A 15,323-nucleotide genomic window follows, 5' to 3' on the forward strand; every position below is an offset into this window, starting at 1 on the left:
TCACGGTTGCCCTCCAATGGCAGCCGCCTGCCGCGCCAGGCATTGCGCAGCCTCGTCCGCCATGCGCTCGACGATCACGGCGGCCGGCTCGATGGCGTGGATGACGCCCGCCGCCTCGCCAAACCAGACCCCCGTGTACTCCGCGTCGCCGGCGGCGAAGGCCTGGCGGTAGCGCGGCCCCTCCACCGCCACGGCGCGCTCCAGGTCGGCCTCGTGGCCATGCCAGCGGTCGGTGAAGGCGTTGCGCCGGATGCGCGCCGTGAAGCCCCGGGGCCAGGCGATCTGGCGCGCGATGTCGGCCACGGTGGTGCGCAGCGTGCCGTCGCCATCGGTCTCCAGGATGGCCTGGTGGTGGCCCGGCTGCACCAGCGCCTCGGTGGAGGCCCACAACCGCGTGCCCAGCAGCACGCCATCGGCGCCCAGCGCCAGCGAAGCAGCCAGCCCCCGCCCATCGCCAATGCCGCCGGCGGCCAGCAGCAGCGTGCCCGGCGCGTGCGTGGCCAGGTAGTCGGCCGCCTCGGGCACGAAGCTCAGCGTGCCGCGCGCGGCGCCGTGCCCGCCGGCCTCGGCCCCCTGCGCCACCACGATGTCGGCCTGCACCTCCACCGCGTCCATCACATGGCCCAAGTCCTGGCACTGGCAAATCACGCGGGCCCCGGCGGCGCGGATCTCGTCCACGAACGGCCGTGGGTCGCCGAACGACAGCATCACCGCCGCCGGGCGGTGCCGGAGCACATCGGTCAGCAGCGACGGCGACTTGCGCAGCGACCAGGTGATGAAGCCTACGCCCACGCGCGCCCCGGCGGCGGCCTCGAACTGCGCCTCCAGCCAGGCCGGGTCGCCATAGCCGCCACCGATCAACCCCAGGCCGCCAGCGCGGCTCACGGCCGCCGCGAGGGCACCGCCCCCCGCGAAGGCCATGGGTGCGGACACCACCGGGTGTCGCAAATCCAGCATCCGGGTCAGCCGGGTCGTGAGCGTTGCCATGGGTTTTCTCCTGTTGTTCCGTGCATTGGACCGGCATTCATGGTTCTTTTCAAATGAATTTTTCTGAACTACATTTCTTTAAATGAGAAGTATCGACCTCGATTCGCTGGAGATCTTCCGCGCCGTGGTGCGCGAGGGCGGCATCGTGCGCGCCGCCGCGCGCCTGCACCGCGTGCAGAGCAACATCACCACGCGCATCAAGCAGCTGGAGCAGCGGCTGGGCGTGCCCCTCTTCCAGCGGCAGGGGCGGGCGCTAGCGCTCACCGCGCCGGGCCAGGCCCTGCTGGTGCATGCCGAACAACTGCTGCGCATGGCCGACGAGGCCGAGGCCGCCGTGCGCGCCATGCCGGTGCGCGGCCCGTTGCGCCTGGGGTCGATGGAGAGCACGGCGGGCAGCCGCCTGCCCCAGCTGCTGGCCCGCTTCCACCAGCGCCAGCCCGACATCGGCATCGAGCTACAAACCGGCACCACCGCCCTGCTGCTGCGCAAGCTGGCCGACCATGCGCTGGACGCCGCCTTCGTGGGCGAGCCCTTCGCCATGGGCGAGCTGCAGTCGCGCATCGTTTTCGAGGAAGAACTGGTGCTCGTCACCGCCAAGCAGCACGCGCCCGTGCGGCGCGCCACCGACCTCGACGCCAGCACCATCCTGGCCTTCGCGCAGGGCTGCTCGTACCGCAAGCGCCTGGAGGAATGGTTCGCGCTCGACGGCACCCGGCCCGAGCGCGTGATGGAGCTGGCCAGCTACCAGGCCATCATCGCCTGCGCGGCCGCTGGCACCGGCTGCGGCATCGTGCCCGCCTCGCTGCTGGGCGCCCTGCACGCCGCGAAAGACATCCGCCAGCACCCGCTGCCCGAGCCGCTGCGCCAGAACCGCACGCACCTCGTCTGGAGCGGCGACCCCAGCCCGGCGCTGCGGCAATTCCTCGACGCGATCTGACGGCGACGAGGCCTGGCCGTTGGCGGGCGCCCTTCACGCGCCGCCGGGCCCAGTGCCCTCCATGGCCCGCTGCACCCAATCGGCCATCGCGGCGGAGGCCTCGCGCTGCTCCGCCCGCAAGCCCGCCACCGTGCCCCGCCGGTCCTCCAGGGCCTCGTCCTGGCTGGCCTTGCACTTGGCCTCCAGCCGGTCGATGGGGATCTCGATGCCCACGATGGCCCGCAACTGCTTGTCGATGTAGTCCGCCGGGGCATCGCCCACCTGCCAGGGCCGTGGGCGCCCGGCCTCGTGGGCCTGGGTCAGGCGGTTGAGCAGGCCCAGCAGCCAGGCCGGGTCGTCCACCACCCGCGCCGTGCCATGCGCGTTCACGGCCAGGTAGTTCCAGGTGGGCACCACCTTGCCGTGCTCCGCCTTGCCCGGGTACCAGCCCGGCGTGATGTAGGCCTGCGGCCCGCGAAACATCACCACCGACGGCACGCCCGCGCCCAATGCGCGCCACACAGGATTGGCGCGCGACACATGGCACATCAGCGTGCCGTGCTCGCCCCGGCTGCGGTCCAGCACGAAGGGCACATGGTTGGCGATGAGCCCGCCCTCCGCCTGGCACACCCAGGCCCCCAGCGCATGCGCCTCGATCAGCGCAAAGACCTCTTCGCGGTCCGTCCACTGGTGTTGTTTTCTAACGTACATGAACACCCCTCACATTGCCAAAAATGCATGCCGCACCAACAGCCCGGCCAGCACAAACATCGTGGCCCCAATCAGCGCGTCGAGCACCTGCCACGCCCGGGGCCGCGCGAACCACGGCGCCAGCCAGCGCGCCCCGAAACCCAGCAGGCCAAACCACAGCAGGCTGGCACAACTCGCCCCCGCCACGAACCAGCCGCGCAGCGCCTGCGGCTGCTGAGCACCAATGCTGCCCATGAGCAGCACGGTATCCAGATAGACATGCGGGTTGAGCAGCGTGAACGCCGCCGCCTGCGCCAGGGCCGCGCCCCGGCCCAGCCCCGCGCCACTGGCCACTGCCTGCAACGCCCCCGCATGCCGCGCCCGGCGCAGCGCGCGCCAGCCGTACACGGCCAGGAACGCGGCCCCGGCCAGCGCCAGCGCGCGCGCCATGCCGGGCCGCTCGCCCAGCGCCTGCGCCATGCCCAGCACGCCCGCCGTGATGAACACCGCATCCGCCAGCGCGCAGAACAGCACCACGCTGCCCACATGCTCGCGGCGCAGGCCCTGGCGCAGCACGAAGGCGTTCTGCGCCCCAATGGCCACGATGAGCCCCAAACACAAAACCAGGCCCTGTATGAACACAGGGGGAGCGAGGGCAGCGGTATCAAGCCAGTTCATGCCGCGCAGCTTGCCAGCCGCAATCAATAAAGACAAACTGTCTTTGCTTCATCCGCATTAACAAAACTAAATACATGCTGGACTATTCCGCGCTCTCTGCCTTGGCTGCTGTCATCCGCGAAGGGAGTTTCGAGCGCGCCGCGCGCACGCTCAATGTGACGCCCTCGGCCATCTCGCAGCGTATCCGCCTGCTGGAAGAGCGCGTGGGCTGCGCCCTGGTGGTGCGCGGCCAGCCCTGCCGCGCCACCGACACGGGCCGGCGCCTCTGCCAGCACACCGACCGCGTGCGCCTGTTGGAGCAGGAACTGCAAGGCGCCCTGCCCGCGCTGGCCCCGGAAGGCATCGCCCGCGTGCCGCTGCCCGTGGCGGTGAACGCCGACAGCCTGGCCACCTGGTTCGCCCCCGCCGTCGCCACCTTCGCGGCCCAGGCGCCCGTGCTGATGGAAGTGGCCGTGGACGACGAAACCCACACCGCCGAATGGCTGCGCAGCGGTGCCGTGCTCGCCGCCGTCACCGCCACCGCCCGCCCCGCCACCGGCTGCAACAGCCAGCCCCTGGGCGCCATGCGCTACCGCGCCGCCGCCAGCCCCGCCTTCATGGCGCGCCATTTTGGGGAGGGCGTGACCGCCGGCACCCTGGCCCGCGCGCCCAGCCTGGTGTTCAGCCCCAAGGACGAACTCCAGGCCCGCTGGGCCCGGCGCCTGTGCCACCGGCATGTGGAACTGCCCCGGCACACGCTACCTTCGCCCCAAGCCTTTGCCACCGCCGCGCTGGCGGGCATGGGCTGGGGCATGCAGCTGGAGGTGCTGGTGGCGCAGCATTTGAAGGACGGCACGCTGGTCGAACTGGTGCCGGATACGCCGCTGGATGTGCCGCTGTATTGGCAGCAGGCGCGGGCGGCTTCGGGGGTGCTGGAGGGGTTAAGCCGGGTGGTAGCGGAGGCGGCGCGCGGGGTGCTACGGACGGTTTAAAAACCACCAAAAGGGAATGCCGAAATCAGGCTGGTTGCTGTCTTCGGTCCGAGTCCTGTGATCGGTGGTCAGGTGTCGCATAACGGACGTTCAACACCACGAAGGGGCTTTGGGCTTGCCCCGTTCAGCCTGAGCCCTGCAGGTTCAACCCAGCCCATCACCTCAAGCTCACACCGAGTTGGTGTCACGAATTCCAAGCGCAGGGCGGAATGCCGGATTCATCACGTACACGGCATCACTTTTAGCACGAGCTGCACGAACCTGTAGAACCTTCAAATCGTAGTTCACGTTGAAGATGTAGTGAATGTGCTCTGCAGAATCCTGAATACCAAGAATTCCATAATACAAAAGAAAATCAATCACGCGCTGCACATCACTAGATTCAATGCCAGCGCTTGCAATCAATTCCGTTAGAACGGCTTCTGTTAACTGAGGCGGTGCATCTATGAAGTGATAGAGCAAGTCGCGAGAATCAGGAAATACATCTGTCAATTCATGATCGAGCTCGACTAGTAGATCCTGGGAGTAGGCACGAATTCCTTTTTCAAGATCGCTCTCTTGAATTTTCTGATGAGCAAGATTCGCCGCAAAACCTTTTGCATGAGCAAACATTTTGATCACATTTCGCGGACGCATTAGCGAGCGCTCAATAATGTAGGCTGAAGTTTCCTCACCTTTGTAGTGTGAAATACAAAGTTGAGGCCAGATCTGATCAAACCCCACATTCACTGAACTAGCAGGCAGCCCGGACATCAAACGCAGTCGCAGCAACTCACGCAACATATCCGGGTCAGTCCAATCCAAAGCCACCCTCATCTCTTTGCCGTAGTCAGCGCTCTGACGCATCAGATGCTCATACACATCGTTACGAATGAAGGCGATGCAATGGACAATATGACCATCCTTGCGCATGTCGCGCTCAACCTTTCGCCCTGCATCAATAAGGCAGCGTAAGACCATCGCGTCGACAGCATCAACGCCTTGAGTGCTCCAACCTTTATCTAGGTTGTCAAACAGAACCCAAACGCTTTGCTTATGCTCAAGATATGCGGATACTTGCCGCCGCAGATGCCGCACGTCATGAGAGTAAACAAGCTGCGTGACCTGATCTGTCGACAGCTTCGTCCCATCAGTGTCCCCGAATCTTTGTGCATAATCCTGGGCAATACGCTGCGAAAGAGCCAAAAGTCTCTCTGAAAAGTCGCCCTCAACGGAGTAGCCTTCAGTTTTATAAGTCTGCTCAAGCTCTAGATACAAATCGCGAATTTCATGATCGAATTTGTGTGCACTGTGATCCTTCTCGAGGAGCTTGTAAGTAATCTCTAGCAGGATTAAATATTCCCAGAAAGCAGTCACCAAGTGATGGCTGGCGCCCTGCGTCAGATGGGCAAGAATATCCTCTTTCAACTTGAGCAGCTGGTAGCCCTCAGGCTTTAGGTCAAGAACGACGTTTCGTTTGTCAGAGCGAGTCTTATCGCGGACTTGAATAAATAAAGCTGTCTTGCCAGCACCTTTTCGACCCACTACGAGGTTTACCTCTCCTCGCACTGCCTTACTATATTGATCGGTGCGTAAGAAGTAGCTACCCAAGGTCGTCATCTCATTTTCGGCCGTTGGATCTCCGATCTGCAACGACTGGAGTGGCGTTAGATCTTTGAGCGGTGTCGGATCTGCCTGCTGCAGATGCTCCGTAATTTCGAGGGAAAAGGCCGCTATGTGATCGATTATGTCTTCAGATCGGCCGAAGCGCTTGACTACATCACGAACATCCAAAGGTATATCTGCAGAGCCATGCGCCAGAATAAGGGTCGGCTTACCCATCCCATGGGCCAGACCAGCAACAAACAGTGTCCGAGTGTCGTGAATGAAGTTTGTTTCCTGACTCCCATCCAAGAAGTAGAGCAATATGCCAGCTGAACTTGCAACTTGCCTTATTGCATCTGCAGCGGATAGACGAGCATCTTCAGCTGGATTGAAGCTTCTGTACTTGTATCTTGCCTTCTTAAGGCGTGATGTCATCACTGTGGTGACGCCCCCTTTTGTAGGCGGCTCTACGACATATACCGGCGCAAGCCTGTCAAGCGCCGTCGAAAACGCCAGTGGCTTTGGGTCGACATATGCAGTAAGTGATCCAGCAAGCCCGTCCGAGTCGTCATATATATCGTAGCCAAGGGTGTCGAATATTCCAACTTCCCTAGCGACTCGTTTGTCACCTTCGGTATGCGAGTGCCTTATGAGGAAACAACGGCGGGATCTCCCAATCGCGAAACCAATTTCATATACCACATTTGGATTCAGGTAGGTAATGTCCGCGACAACAAATTTCGATGACTCTATCCCTTCCAAGATTGGAGAGATGAGTGGGTTTCCCGCAACGTCGTTAAACTCCCAGGGTGTGTAGCGCAGGCGCTTGCCTGACATACGATTTGCTTTGGCTACGCCTTCAGCAATGATTCCGGCCAACGACGAATCTCTAGACGGATACGCAACGAATGCTTTGTCAACTCCCCCTATAGTAGCTTCCATCGTCATCCTTAAAGTTCTCATGAATTTGGGAGATATTAAGCGACTACGTGGTGCGTAGCCATGGTCAGTTCTAAGGAGCGGTAGTTGACACCTATGACAACACTGTGGCAAACCCGCTCTGTCTAATCCGACGTCCGACCAGCAGCTACTGCAAAGCGATCCCTTGATCAGTGCGGCCACGCTGCTTCTCAGTGCGAGGCCGGTGCCCAGCCGATCAACGCACTACCTCACTCCCGCGCTCCCATGGTGCGCCGCACAACCCCGGTGCGCCTTTGCACGCATCGCTTCAAGCCCAATCGGCCCCCAACGCCCTGAAATAGAGCGCCTCCAGCTCCCCCTTTCATAGCACCCCTAGCTCCGCAAAGCTGGCACAAGCCTTGCATTGATGGTTTCACCCCCCTCGGGGGTCACCACGGCGGCGCCACCCAACGGCGGGGGGTTGCCACCAGAAACCGGACAAAGGCGTCCCCACCCTGCGCATGCGCTGCCCCTAGCGGCACGTGCGCAGCGTGAGGACGCCTTTTTTACTTTCACGATGCAAGGGGAGCCCCATGACCGATCTTCTGAAAACCAGCCTCAACCGCCGTACCGTGCTGCAGGCCGCCACCGTGGGCGCGGTGGGCGTGAGCCCCGCGCTGCGGGCGCTCGTGCATGCCCAGGGCTCGGACGCGCCCGAGAAGAAGGAGGTGAAGATCGGCTTCATTCCGCTGACCGACTGCGCCAGCGTGGTGATGGCCTCGGTGCTGGGCTTCGACAAGAAGTACGGCGTGACCATCGTCCCCACCAAGGAGGCGAGCTGGGCCGGCGTGCGCGACAAGCTGGTGAACGGCGAGCTGGACTTCGCCCACGTGCTCTACGGCCTGGTGTACGGCGTGCACCTGGGCACGGCAGGCCCCAAGAAGGACATGGCGGTGCTGATGAGCATCAACAACAACGGCCAGGCGATCACGCTATCGAAGGCGCTGGCCGACAAGGGCGCGGTGGACGGCCCCTCGCTCGCGGCGCTGATGGCCAAGGAGAAGCGCGAATACACCTTCGCGGGCACCTTCCCCACGGGCACGCACGCGATGTGGATGCACTACTGGCTGGCGGCGGCGGGCATCAACCCGCTGTCGGGCGCCAAGCTGATCACCGTGCCGCCGCCACAGATGGTGGCCAACATGCGCGTGGGCAACATGGACGGCTTCTGCGTGGGCGAGCCCTGGAACCACCGCGCCATCATGGACGGCATCGGCGTCACGGCCAACACCACGCAGGACATCTGGAAGGACCACCCCGAGAAGGTGCTGGGCACCACGGCCGAGTTCGTGAAGAAGTACCCCAACACCACGCGCGCCGTGATGATGGCGGTGCTGGAAGCCAGCCAGTGGATCGACGCGAGCCTGTCGAACAAGATGAAGATGGCCGAGACGATTGCCGGCAAGGCCTATGTGAACACCAGCGTGGACGCGATCAACCAGCGCATCCTGGGCCGCTACCAGAACGGCATGGGCAAGACCTGGGACGACGCCAACCACATGAAGTTCTTCAACGATGGCGTGGTGAACTTCCCCTACCTGTCGGACGGCATGTGGTTCCTCACGCAGCACAAGCGCTGGGGCCTGCTCAAGAGCCACCCCGACTACCTGGCCGTGGCCAAGCAGGTGAACCAGGTGGAGCTGTACAAGTCGGTGGCCAGCGCCATGAAGATCAGCGTGCCCAAGGATGTGATGCGCACGAGCAAGCTGATCGACGGCGTGGTGTGGGACGGCAAGGACCCCGCCAAGTACGCCGATGGTTTCAAGATCAAAGCCTGAGCAACCGGAGGTCACCATGGTCAGTGCCGTTTTTCATGCACCGCTGGACCCCACGCCAGCCGACGCGCCAGACGCTCACAAAAGCATAGCTGGTAGCGCCCTATCCACGGTCTCAACGGCCAAAAACACTGCAAAAGCACCCGAGGTTCCCGCCCCGCGCGATAGTGGCGCGCTGTCGCGCGCCTTCTGGCAGAACGTGCTGCCGCCCGTGCTGGGCCTGGGGCTGCTGGTGGGGCTGTGGGCGCTGGTGTCGGCCAGCACGGGCCGCAGCATTCCCAGCCCCTACGAGACCTGGCTGCAGGCGGTGGAGGTGTTCAGCAACCCCTTCTACCGCAACGGCCCCAACGACCAGGGCGTGGGCTGGAACGTGCTGGCCTCGCTGCAGCGCGTGGCCATCGGCTTCGGGCTGGCGGCGCTGGTGGGCATTCCGGCGGGGTTTGCCATCGGACGTTTCGCCTTCCTTTCGCGCATGTTCAACCCGCTCATCAGCCTGCTGCGCCCGGTGTCGCCGCTGGCCTGGCTGCCCATCGGGCTGCTGGTGTTCAAGGGTGCCAACCCGGCGGCGATCTGGACCATCTTCATCTGCTCGATCTGGCCCATGGTCATCAACACCGCCGTGGGCGTGCAGCGCGTGCCGCAGGACTACCTGAACGTGGCCCGCGTGCTGAACCTGAGCGAGTGGAAGGTGCTCACCAAGATCCTGTTCCCCTCGGTGCTGCCCTACATGCTGACCGGCGTGCGCCTGGCCGTGGGCACGGCGTGGCTGGTGATCGTGGCGGCCGAGATGCTGACGGGCGGCGTGGGCATCGGCTTCTGGGTGTGGGACGAGTGGAACAACCTCAACGTCAAGAACATCATCATCGCCATCTTCGTGATTGGCATCGTCGGGCTGCTGCTCGAAGCGGCCCTGGTCAAGCTGGCCACGGCCTTCACGTTCGAAGAGGTGAGGACTTGACCCACCCCTGAGCCGCGCCTGCGGCGCGTCACCCCCTCCAGGGGGCGCCACCAGTGGCCCGGCAAAGCCGGTTCCACGGTGGCCTCGGAAAAACCAGGAGAACCTCATGCATACATCCCTCACCACCAAGTTCATCGAAGTCCAGGGCGTCGAGCAGACTTTCAAGACGGCCAAGGGCCTGTTCCCGGCGCTCAAGGGCATCAACCTCACCATCGCCAAGGGCGAGTTCGTGGCGCTCATCGGGCACTCGGGCTGCGGCAAGTCCACGCTCTTGAACCTGATCGCCGGGCTGACCACGCCCACCAATGGTGCGCTGCTGTGCGCCAACAAGGAGATCAAGGGCCCGGGGCCCGAGCGCTCGGTGGTGTTCCAGAACCACTCGCTGCTGCCCTGGCTCACCTGCTTCGACAACGTGTACCTGGCCGTGGAGCGCGTGTTCGGCGCCCGCGAGAGCAAGGCGCAACTGAAGGCCCGCACCGACGCCGCGCTGGCCCTGGTGGGCCTGACGCACGCGGGCCAGAAGCGCCCCGGCGAGATCTCGGGCGGCATGAAGCAGCGCGTGGGCATCGCCCGGGCGCTGTCGATGGAACCCCAGGTGCTGCTGATGGACGAGCCCTTCGGCGCGCTCGACGCGCTCACCCGCGCCAAGCTGCAGGACGAGCTGCTGGAGATCGTGGCGCGCACGCAAAGCACCGTGGTGATGGTGACGCACGACGTGGACGAGGCCGTGCTGCTGTCCGACAAGATCGTGATGATGACCAACGGCCCGGCCGCCACCATCGGCGAAGTGCTGCATGTGGATTTGCCCCGCCCACGCTCGCGCGTGGAACTGGCCGAGGACGCGCGCTACGTGAACTACCGCAAGGCGGTGATCGACTTCCTGTACACCCGACAGGGCCACGTCGAGAAAGCGGCCTGACCCGGTGCCCGCATCAAAGGCCTTGGCTGCACGCAGCCAGGGCCTTTTGCATTTCAGGCGCCACACCGCCCCCACTGCCCATGAAACCGTCACGGCCCAGGCCAGGGCCGCCGCGCAAGGGCCGCCCCGCCGCGCTGAGCAAAGTCCCCCTTCCCGAATTGCGCAGCAATTCGAGAGAAGGGGGAAGCGGCGCAGCCGCTCAGGGGGTTGTTCCCTGCCTCATCTGCCACCACCAGTGATGTAGTGCTCCAGCTGCTCGATGATGAATTTCTGCTCGGAGATGATGTCCTTCACCAGGTCGCCGATGGAGATCATGCCCACGAGCTTGCCGTTGTCGAGCACCGGCAGGTGGCGCAGGCGCCTTCCGGTCATGAGCTGCATGCATTCCTCGCTGCTTTGCGGGGGATGGACGCACAGCACGGAGGACGTCATCACGTCGCGCACCAGCGTCTCCATCGAGGTGCGCCCCATGAGCGCGATCTTGCGGGCGTAGTCGCGCTCGGTGATGATGCCCACGATGGCATCGCCCTCCTTCACGAGCAGCGCCCCGATACTCTTGTCGGCCATGAGGCGCAAGGCCTCGTAGACCGTCGCCGTCGGCGCGATGGAATGCACCGTGCTGTCGGCCTTGGATTTGAGGATTTCTGCGACTGTGGTCATGGAACACCTCCCTGTGATTACGCAACTGCGGTAAGCCATTTCAGCCCATCCGGGGCTGCCGCGCAACTGGGCGTAGTCCGAATGCACACGGCGAAGGCGGGCTTGGGTGCGCGCGCGCCGAAATCAAGTCTCTGATTGTTCCTAATACTGGAACAGTCAATTCGCGACTGAGTAGTTTTTAAATGACTCCGGGGTGCGTACAGTTCAACCCATCGATGAGACGAACACACCAAGGCGACTCACCGAAACCGCCCCGCAGGACTCGATGGCTCCTGCGGCCAGCGGCCCCTCAGAGTACGTTTCGAAAGGACACCATCATGAAGACCGCACGCATTCTCTCCATCGCCGCCGTTGCCGCTTTCGCCTCGATCGGCGCCCAGGCCGCCGAACTCAATGGCGACCTGTACGGCACCGACTTCGAATCGCGCGTCCAATCCGTCCTCAGCCGCACCGATGTGCGCGCCGAAGGCCAGAAGGCTCTGCCCGAGTTCGCCAAGGGCCCGATCGCCGACCGCGCCGCGCTGGCCAAGAGCACCCAGGCTCGCCCCACCGTCCGCGCAGAAGCCGTGACCGCTGCCCGCGCCCACCTGATCGCCACCGGCGAACGCAGCTAAGCCCTGCCGGGCGACGCCCTCGCGGCGCTCTCCCCTCCAGCCCGCGCCGTGCGAACGGCGCGGGCTTTTTTCATGGTGCGCGACCATGGCGCGGGTTCATGCCGCAACGCACCAGCCGCTGGCACGGCGCCCCCCCACCATGGTGCATGCCCTGGCACTGGCGCACCAAGGCATTCCATGGCGCACGGAGATCACCCGCGCCATGCCCTGGCACGGTGATTGCATTACCCCTTGCGCGGCCACTGCAGGCCGCACGCGGGGCGGTGCAACGGCGCACGGCCCCCACCAGACGAAGGCGTCTGCATGCAGCTCCCGCTGCGTGCTGGCGCCTTTTTTGTTTTTGGCGAACTGCCTTGGGGGGCACGATGAAAAAATCCAGGCTGGTGATGGTGGGCAACGGCATGGCCGGTGTGCGCACACTCGAAGAATTGCTCAAGATCGCGCCCGATCTGTACGACATCACGGTCTTCGGTGCCGAGCCGCACCCGAACTACAACCGCATCCTGCTCTCGCCCGTGCTCGCGGGCGAACAGACGGTGGACGAGATCATCCTCAACGACTGGTCCTGGTACCAGGACAACGGCATCCGGCTGCACACGGGCTTCACGGTGACCGACGTGGACCGCGTGCACCGCGTGGTCCATGCCACGAACGCGGCGGGCGAGCAGATCAGCGCCGAATACGACCGGCTCATCATGGCCACGGGTTCCAACCCGTTCATCCTGCCCTTGCCGGGCAAGGACCTCGACGGCGTGCTGGCCTACCGCGACATCGCCGACACCCAGGCCATGATCGACGCCGCCGCCACGTACAAGAGCGCCGTGGTCATCGGCGGCGGCCTGCTGGGCCTGGAGGCCGCCAATGGCCTGATGAAGCGCGGCATGCAGGTCACCGTGGTGCACGCGGCCGAGTGGCTGATGGAGCGCCAGCTCGACAGCGTGGCCGGCAAGATGCTGCAGAAGTCGCTGCAGGAGCGCGGCATGCAGTTCCTGATGCAGGGGCAGACCGCCGCGTTGCTCGGTAACGACAGCGGCCGCGTGCGCGCCGTGCAGTTCAAGGACGGCACCGAGGTGCCCGCCGACCTGGTGGTGATGGCCGTGGGCATCCGCCCCAACACCGCGCTGGCCGAGAAGATGCGCCTGCACGTGAACCGGGGCATCGTCGTCAGCGACACGCTGCAGACCACCACCGACGCGCGCATCTACGCCGTGGGCGAGTGCGCCGCGCACCGGGGCATTGCCTACGGCCTGGTGGCGCCGCTGTTCGAGCAGGGCAAGGTGCTGGCCAACCATCTGGCGGAGTTCGGCATCGGCCGCTACCAGGGTTCGCTCACCTCCACCAAGCTCAAGGTGACGGGCATCGATTTGTTCAGCGCGGGTGACTTCCAGGGCGGCGACGGCACCGAGGAGATCGTGATGAGCGACCCGAGCGGCGGTGTCTACAAGAAGCTGGTGCTCAAGGATGACAAGCTGGTGGGCGCCTGCCTGTACGGCGACACGGTGGACGGCAGCTGGTATTTCAAGCTGCTGCGCGACGCGCGCCCCGTGGCCGACATCCGCGACAAGCTGATGTTCGGCGAGTCGAACATGGGCGACGCCGGCCACCAGGGCCAGAACAAGGCCGCCGCCATGGCGGACAGCGACGAGGTGTGCGGCTGCAATGGCGTGACCAAGGGCCAGATCTGCAAGGCCATCAAGGAGAAGGGCCTGTTCACGCTCGACGAGGTGCGCAAGCACACCAAGGCCAGTGCCAGCTGCGGCTCGTGCACCGGCCTGGTGGAGCAGATCCTCATGGCCACCGCCGGTGGCGACTATTCCGCCACGCCCAAGACCAAGCCCCTGTGCGGCTGCACCGAGCACGGCCACCAGGCGGTGCGCGATGCGATCCGCGCCAACAAGCTGCTGACCACTGGCGCGGTGTTCCGTTTCATGGACTGGAAGACGCCCAACGGCTGTCCCACCTGCCGCCCGGCCGTCAACTACTACCTGCTCAGCACCTGGCCCAAGGAGGCGCAGGACGACCCGCAGAGCCGCGCCATCAACGAGCGCAGCCACGCCAACATCCAGAAGGACGGCACGTATTCCGTGGTGCCGCGCATGTGGGGCGGCGAGACCTCGGCCGACGAGCTGCGCCGCATCGCCGACGTGGTGGACAAGTACCAGATCCCCACCGTGAAGGTGACGGGCGGCCAGCGCATCGACCTGCTGGGCGTGAAGAAGGAAGACCTGCAGGCCGTGTGGCGCGACATCGGCATGCCCAGCGGCCACGCCTACGCCAAGGCGCTGCGCACGGTGAAGACCTGCGTGGGCAGCGAGTGGTGCCGCATGGGCACGCAGGACAGCACCAAGATGGGCAAGGACCTGGAGCGTGCCATGTGGCGCATGAACGCTCCGCACAAGGTGAAGTTCGCCGTCAGCGGCTGCCCGCGCAACTGCGCAGAGAGCGGCATCAAGGACGTCGGCATCATCGGCGTGGACAGCGGCTGGGAGATGTACGTCGCCGGCAACGGCGGCATCAAGACCGAGGTGGCGCAGTTCTTCACCAAGCTCAAGACCGCCGAGGAGGTGCTGGAGTACACGGGCGCCTTCATGCAGCTCTACCGCGAGGAAGGCTGGTACCTGGAGCGCACCGTGCACTACGTGGCGCGCGTGGGCCTGGACCATGTGAAGAAGAAGATCCTCGACGACCACGAGGGCCGCAAGGCGCTGTGGGCACGCCTGCAGTGGGCGCTCGAAGGCGAGCCCGACCCGTGGTTCGAGTTCGACAAGGCGCGCGTGGACCAGCGCCAGTTCATCCCGATCCAGGTCGAGGGAGCGCCGGCATGAAACGCCGTGGCCTGATCGTGCTCGCCGCCGCCTCCGGCCTGGGCGTGGGCGCGCGGGCCCAGGTGAGCGACCTCAACGACGCCATCAACAAAGCCGGCCGCCAGCGCATGCTCTCGCAGCGCATGGCCAAGGCCTGGCTGGCCCTGGTGCACCGCGCGGAGAGCAGCGCGGCCCAGCCCATCCTGGACCGCTCGATGGCCCTGTTCGACCGCCAGCTCGTCGAGCTCAAGGCCTACGCCCCCAGCGCCGACATCCGCAAGACCTACGGCGAACTCGAAAGCGCCTGGAGCGAATACAAGGGCCTGCTCGTGGGCACCCGCCCCAACCGCGACAGCGCCGCCCGGCTGCTGCGCACCGACGCGCGCGTGCTGGCCCTGGCCCACCAGGGCACGGTGCAGTACGAGGCCGCGTCGGGCAAGCCGGTGGGCAAGCTGGTCAACGTGGCGGGCCGCCAGCGCATGCTTTCGCAGCGCATGGCCAAGTTCTTCTACGCCGCCACGCTGAAGGTGGACACCGCGCAGGCCAGCGCCGAGATCGCCCGCGCGCGCGAGGAGTTCCTGGCCGCCATGGACCTGCTGCGCAACGCCCCGGAGGCCACCCACGGCATCCGCCTGCAGCTGGAGCTGGCCGACCACCAATGGCTGTTCTTCGACATGGCCCTCAAGGAGGTCCACGCCGCCAGCCCCAAGGCGCTGTCCGACATGTTCATCACGAGCGAGAACCTGCTCGCCGTCATGGACCGCATCACCGGCCTCTATGCCGAACTGAAAACCTGAAACGACGAGG

The 15,323-nt window shown here is 64.9% G+C and carries 13 protein-coding genes; 8 read left to right on the forward strand and 5 right to left on the reverse strand.

Going from position 1 to position 15,323, the window contains the following annotated elements; all coding sequences use genetic code 11:
• The gene (locus D8S75_RS09315) at positions 1-987 is read right to left on the reverse strand and encodes an NAD(P)H-dependent flavin oxidoreductase (protein ID WP_119966058.1); all 987 of its coding nucleotides are present in this window, start codon (positions 985-987) and stop codon (positions 1-3) included.
• Positions 988-1,069: 82 nt separating this feature from the next.
• On the opposite strand from D8S75_RS09315, the gene D8S75_RS09320 reads away from it, so the two are divergent.
• Complete coding sequence (locus tag D8S75_RS09320) at positions 1,070-1,924, forward strand: LysR family transcriptional regulator (RefSeq protein ID WP_119966059.1); 855 nt, start codon at positions 1,070-1,072, stop codon at positions 1,922-1,924.
• A gap of 33 nt (positions 1,925-1,957) precedes the next feature.
• Here D8S75_RS09320 and D8S75_RS09325 read toward each other — a convergent pair whose 3' ends face one another.
• Both D8S75_RS09325 and D8S75_RS09330 read right to left on the reverse strand, forming a co-directional pair.
• Positions 1,958-2,614, reverse strand: coding sequence for an FMN-binding negative transcriptional regulator (locus D8S75_RS09325; protein WP_119966060.1), 657 nt, complete (start codon positions 2,612-2,614; stop codon positions 1,958-1,960).
• A gap of 9 nt (positions 2,615-2,623) precedes the next feature.
• The gene (locus D8S75_RS09330) at positions 2,624-3,271 is read right to left on the reverse strand and encodes a LysE/ArgO family amino acid transporter (RefSeq protein ID WP_119966116.1); all 648 of its coding nucleotides are present in this window, start codon (positions 3,269-3,271) and stop codon (positions 2,624-2,626) included.
• 74 nt (positions 3,272-3,345) lie between these two features.
• Here D8S75_RS09330 and D8S75_RS09335 point away from each other — a divergent pair, with 74 nt between their 5' ends.
• A complete protein-coding gene (locus D8S75_RS09335) occupies positions 3,346-4,242 on the forward strand; it encodes a LysR family transcriptional regulator ArgP (protein WP_119966061.1) in 897 nt (298 codons plus the stop codon).
• 168 nt (positions 4,243-4,410) lie between these two features.
• Here D8S75_RS09335 and D8S75_RS09340 read toward each other — a convergent pair whose 3' ends face one another.
• The gene (locus tag D8S75_RS09340; RefSeq protein WP_157982622.1) at positions 4,411-6,774 is read right to left on the reverse strand and encodes a P-loop ATPase, Sll1717 family; all 2,364 of its coding nucleotides are present in this window, start codon (positions 6,772-6,774) and stop codon (positions 4,411-4,413) included.
• A 545-nt stretch (positions 6,775-7,319) separates the two neighbouring features.
• Between D8S75_RS09340 and D8S75_RS09345 the strand changes: the two genes are divergently transcribed.
• From D8S75_RS09345 to D8S75_RS09355, 3 genes are all read left to right on the forward strand, one after another.
• Positions 7,320-8,564 carry a CmpA/NrtA family ABC transporter substrate-binding protein gene (locus tag D8S75_RS09345; RefSeq protein WP_119966063.1) on the forward strand — a complete coding sequence of 415 codons (1,245 nt, stop codon included), beginning with the start codon at positions 7,320-7,322 and terminating at the stop codon, positions 8,562-8,564.
• 16 nt (positions 8,565-8,580) lie between these two features.
• Positions 8,581-9,519: a nitrate ABC transporter permease gene (gene ntrB / locus D8S75_RS09350; protein ID WP_119966064.1), complete on the forward strand. Its 939-nt coding sequence runs from the start codon at positions 8,581-8,583 to the stop codon at positions 9,517-9,519.
• A 106-nt stretch (positions 9,520-9,625) separates the two neighbouring features.
• Positions 9,626-10,438, forward strand: coding sequence for an ABC transporter ATP-binding protein (locus tag D8S75_RS09355; RefSeq protein ID WP_119966065.1), 813 nt, complete (start codon positions 9,626-9,628; stop codon positions 10,436-10,438).
• Between the two features lie 219 nt (positions 10,439-10,657).
• Here D8S75_RS09355 and D8S75_RS09360 read toward each other — a convergent pair whose 3' ends face one another.
• The gene (locus tag D8S75_RS09360) at positions 10,658-11,098 is read right to left on the reverse strand and encodes a CBS domain-containing protein (protein WP_119966066.1); all 441 of its coding nucleotides are present in this window, start codon (positions 11,096-11,098) and stop codon (positions 10,658-10,660) included.
• A gap of 317 nt (positions 11,099-11,415) precedes the next feature.
• Between D8S75_RS09360 and D8S75_RS09365 the strand changes: the two genes are divergently transcribed.
• The 3 genes from D8S75_RS09365 to D8S75_RS09375 all read left to right on the forward strand — a co-directional run bounded on the left by D8S75_RS09365 (position 11,416) and on the right by D8S75_RS09375 (position 15,313).
• Entirely contained in the window at positions 11,416-11,712 is a 297-nt protein-coding gene (locus tag D8S75_RS09365; RefSeq protein WP_119966067.1) for a DUF4148 domain-containing protein, read from the forward strand.
• 365 nt (positions 11,713-12,077) lie between these two features.
• Positions 12,078-14,537, forward strand: coding sequence for a nitrite reductase large subunit NirB (nirB, locus tag D8S75_RS09370; protein WP_119966068.1), 2,460 nt, complete (start codon positions 12,078-12,080; stop codon positions 14,535-14,537).
• Positions 14,534-15,313 carry a type IV pili methyl-accepting chemotaxis transducer N-terminal domain-containing protein gene (locus tag D8S75_RS09375; protein ID WP_119966069.1) on the forward strand — a complete coding sequence of 260 codons (780 nt, stop codon included), beginning with the start codon at positions 14,534-14,536 and terminating at the stop codon, positions 15,311-15,313. Before nirB ends, D8S75_RS09375 begins: the two co-directional genes overlap by 4 nt.
• Positions 15,314-15,323 lie beyond the last annotated feature (10 nt).

It is taken from the genome of Simplicispira lacusdiani, assembly GCF_003604195.1.
GTDB classification, from domain to species: domain Bacteria; phylum Pseudomonadota; class Gammaproteobacteria; order Burkholderiales; family Burkholderiaceae_C; genus Simplicispira; species Simplicispira lacusdiani.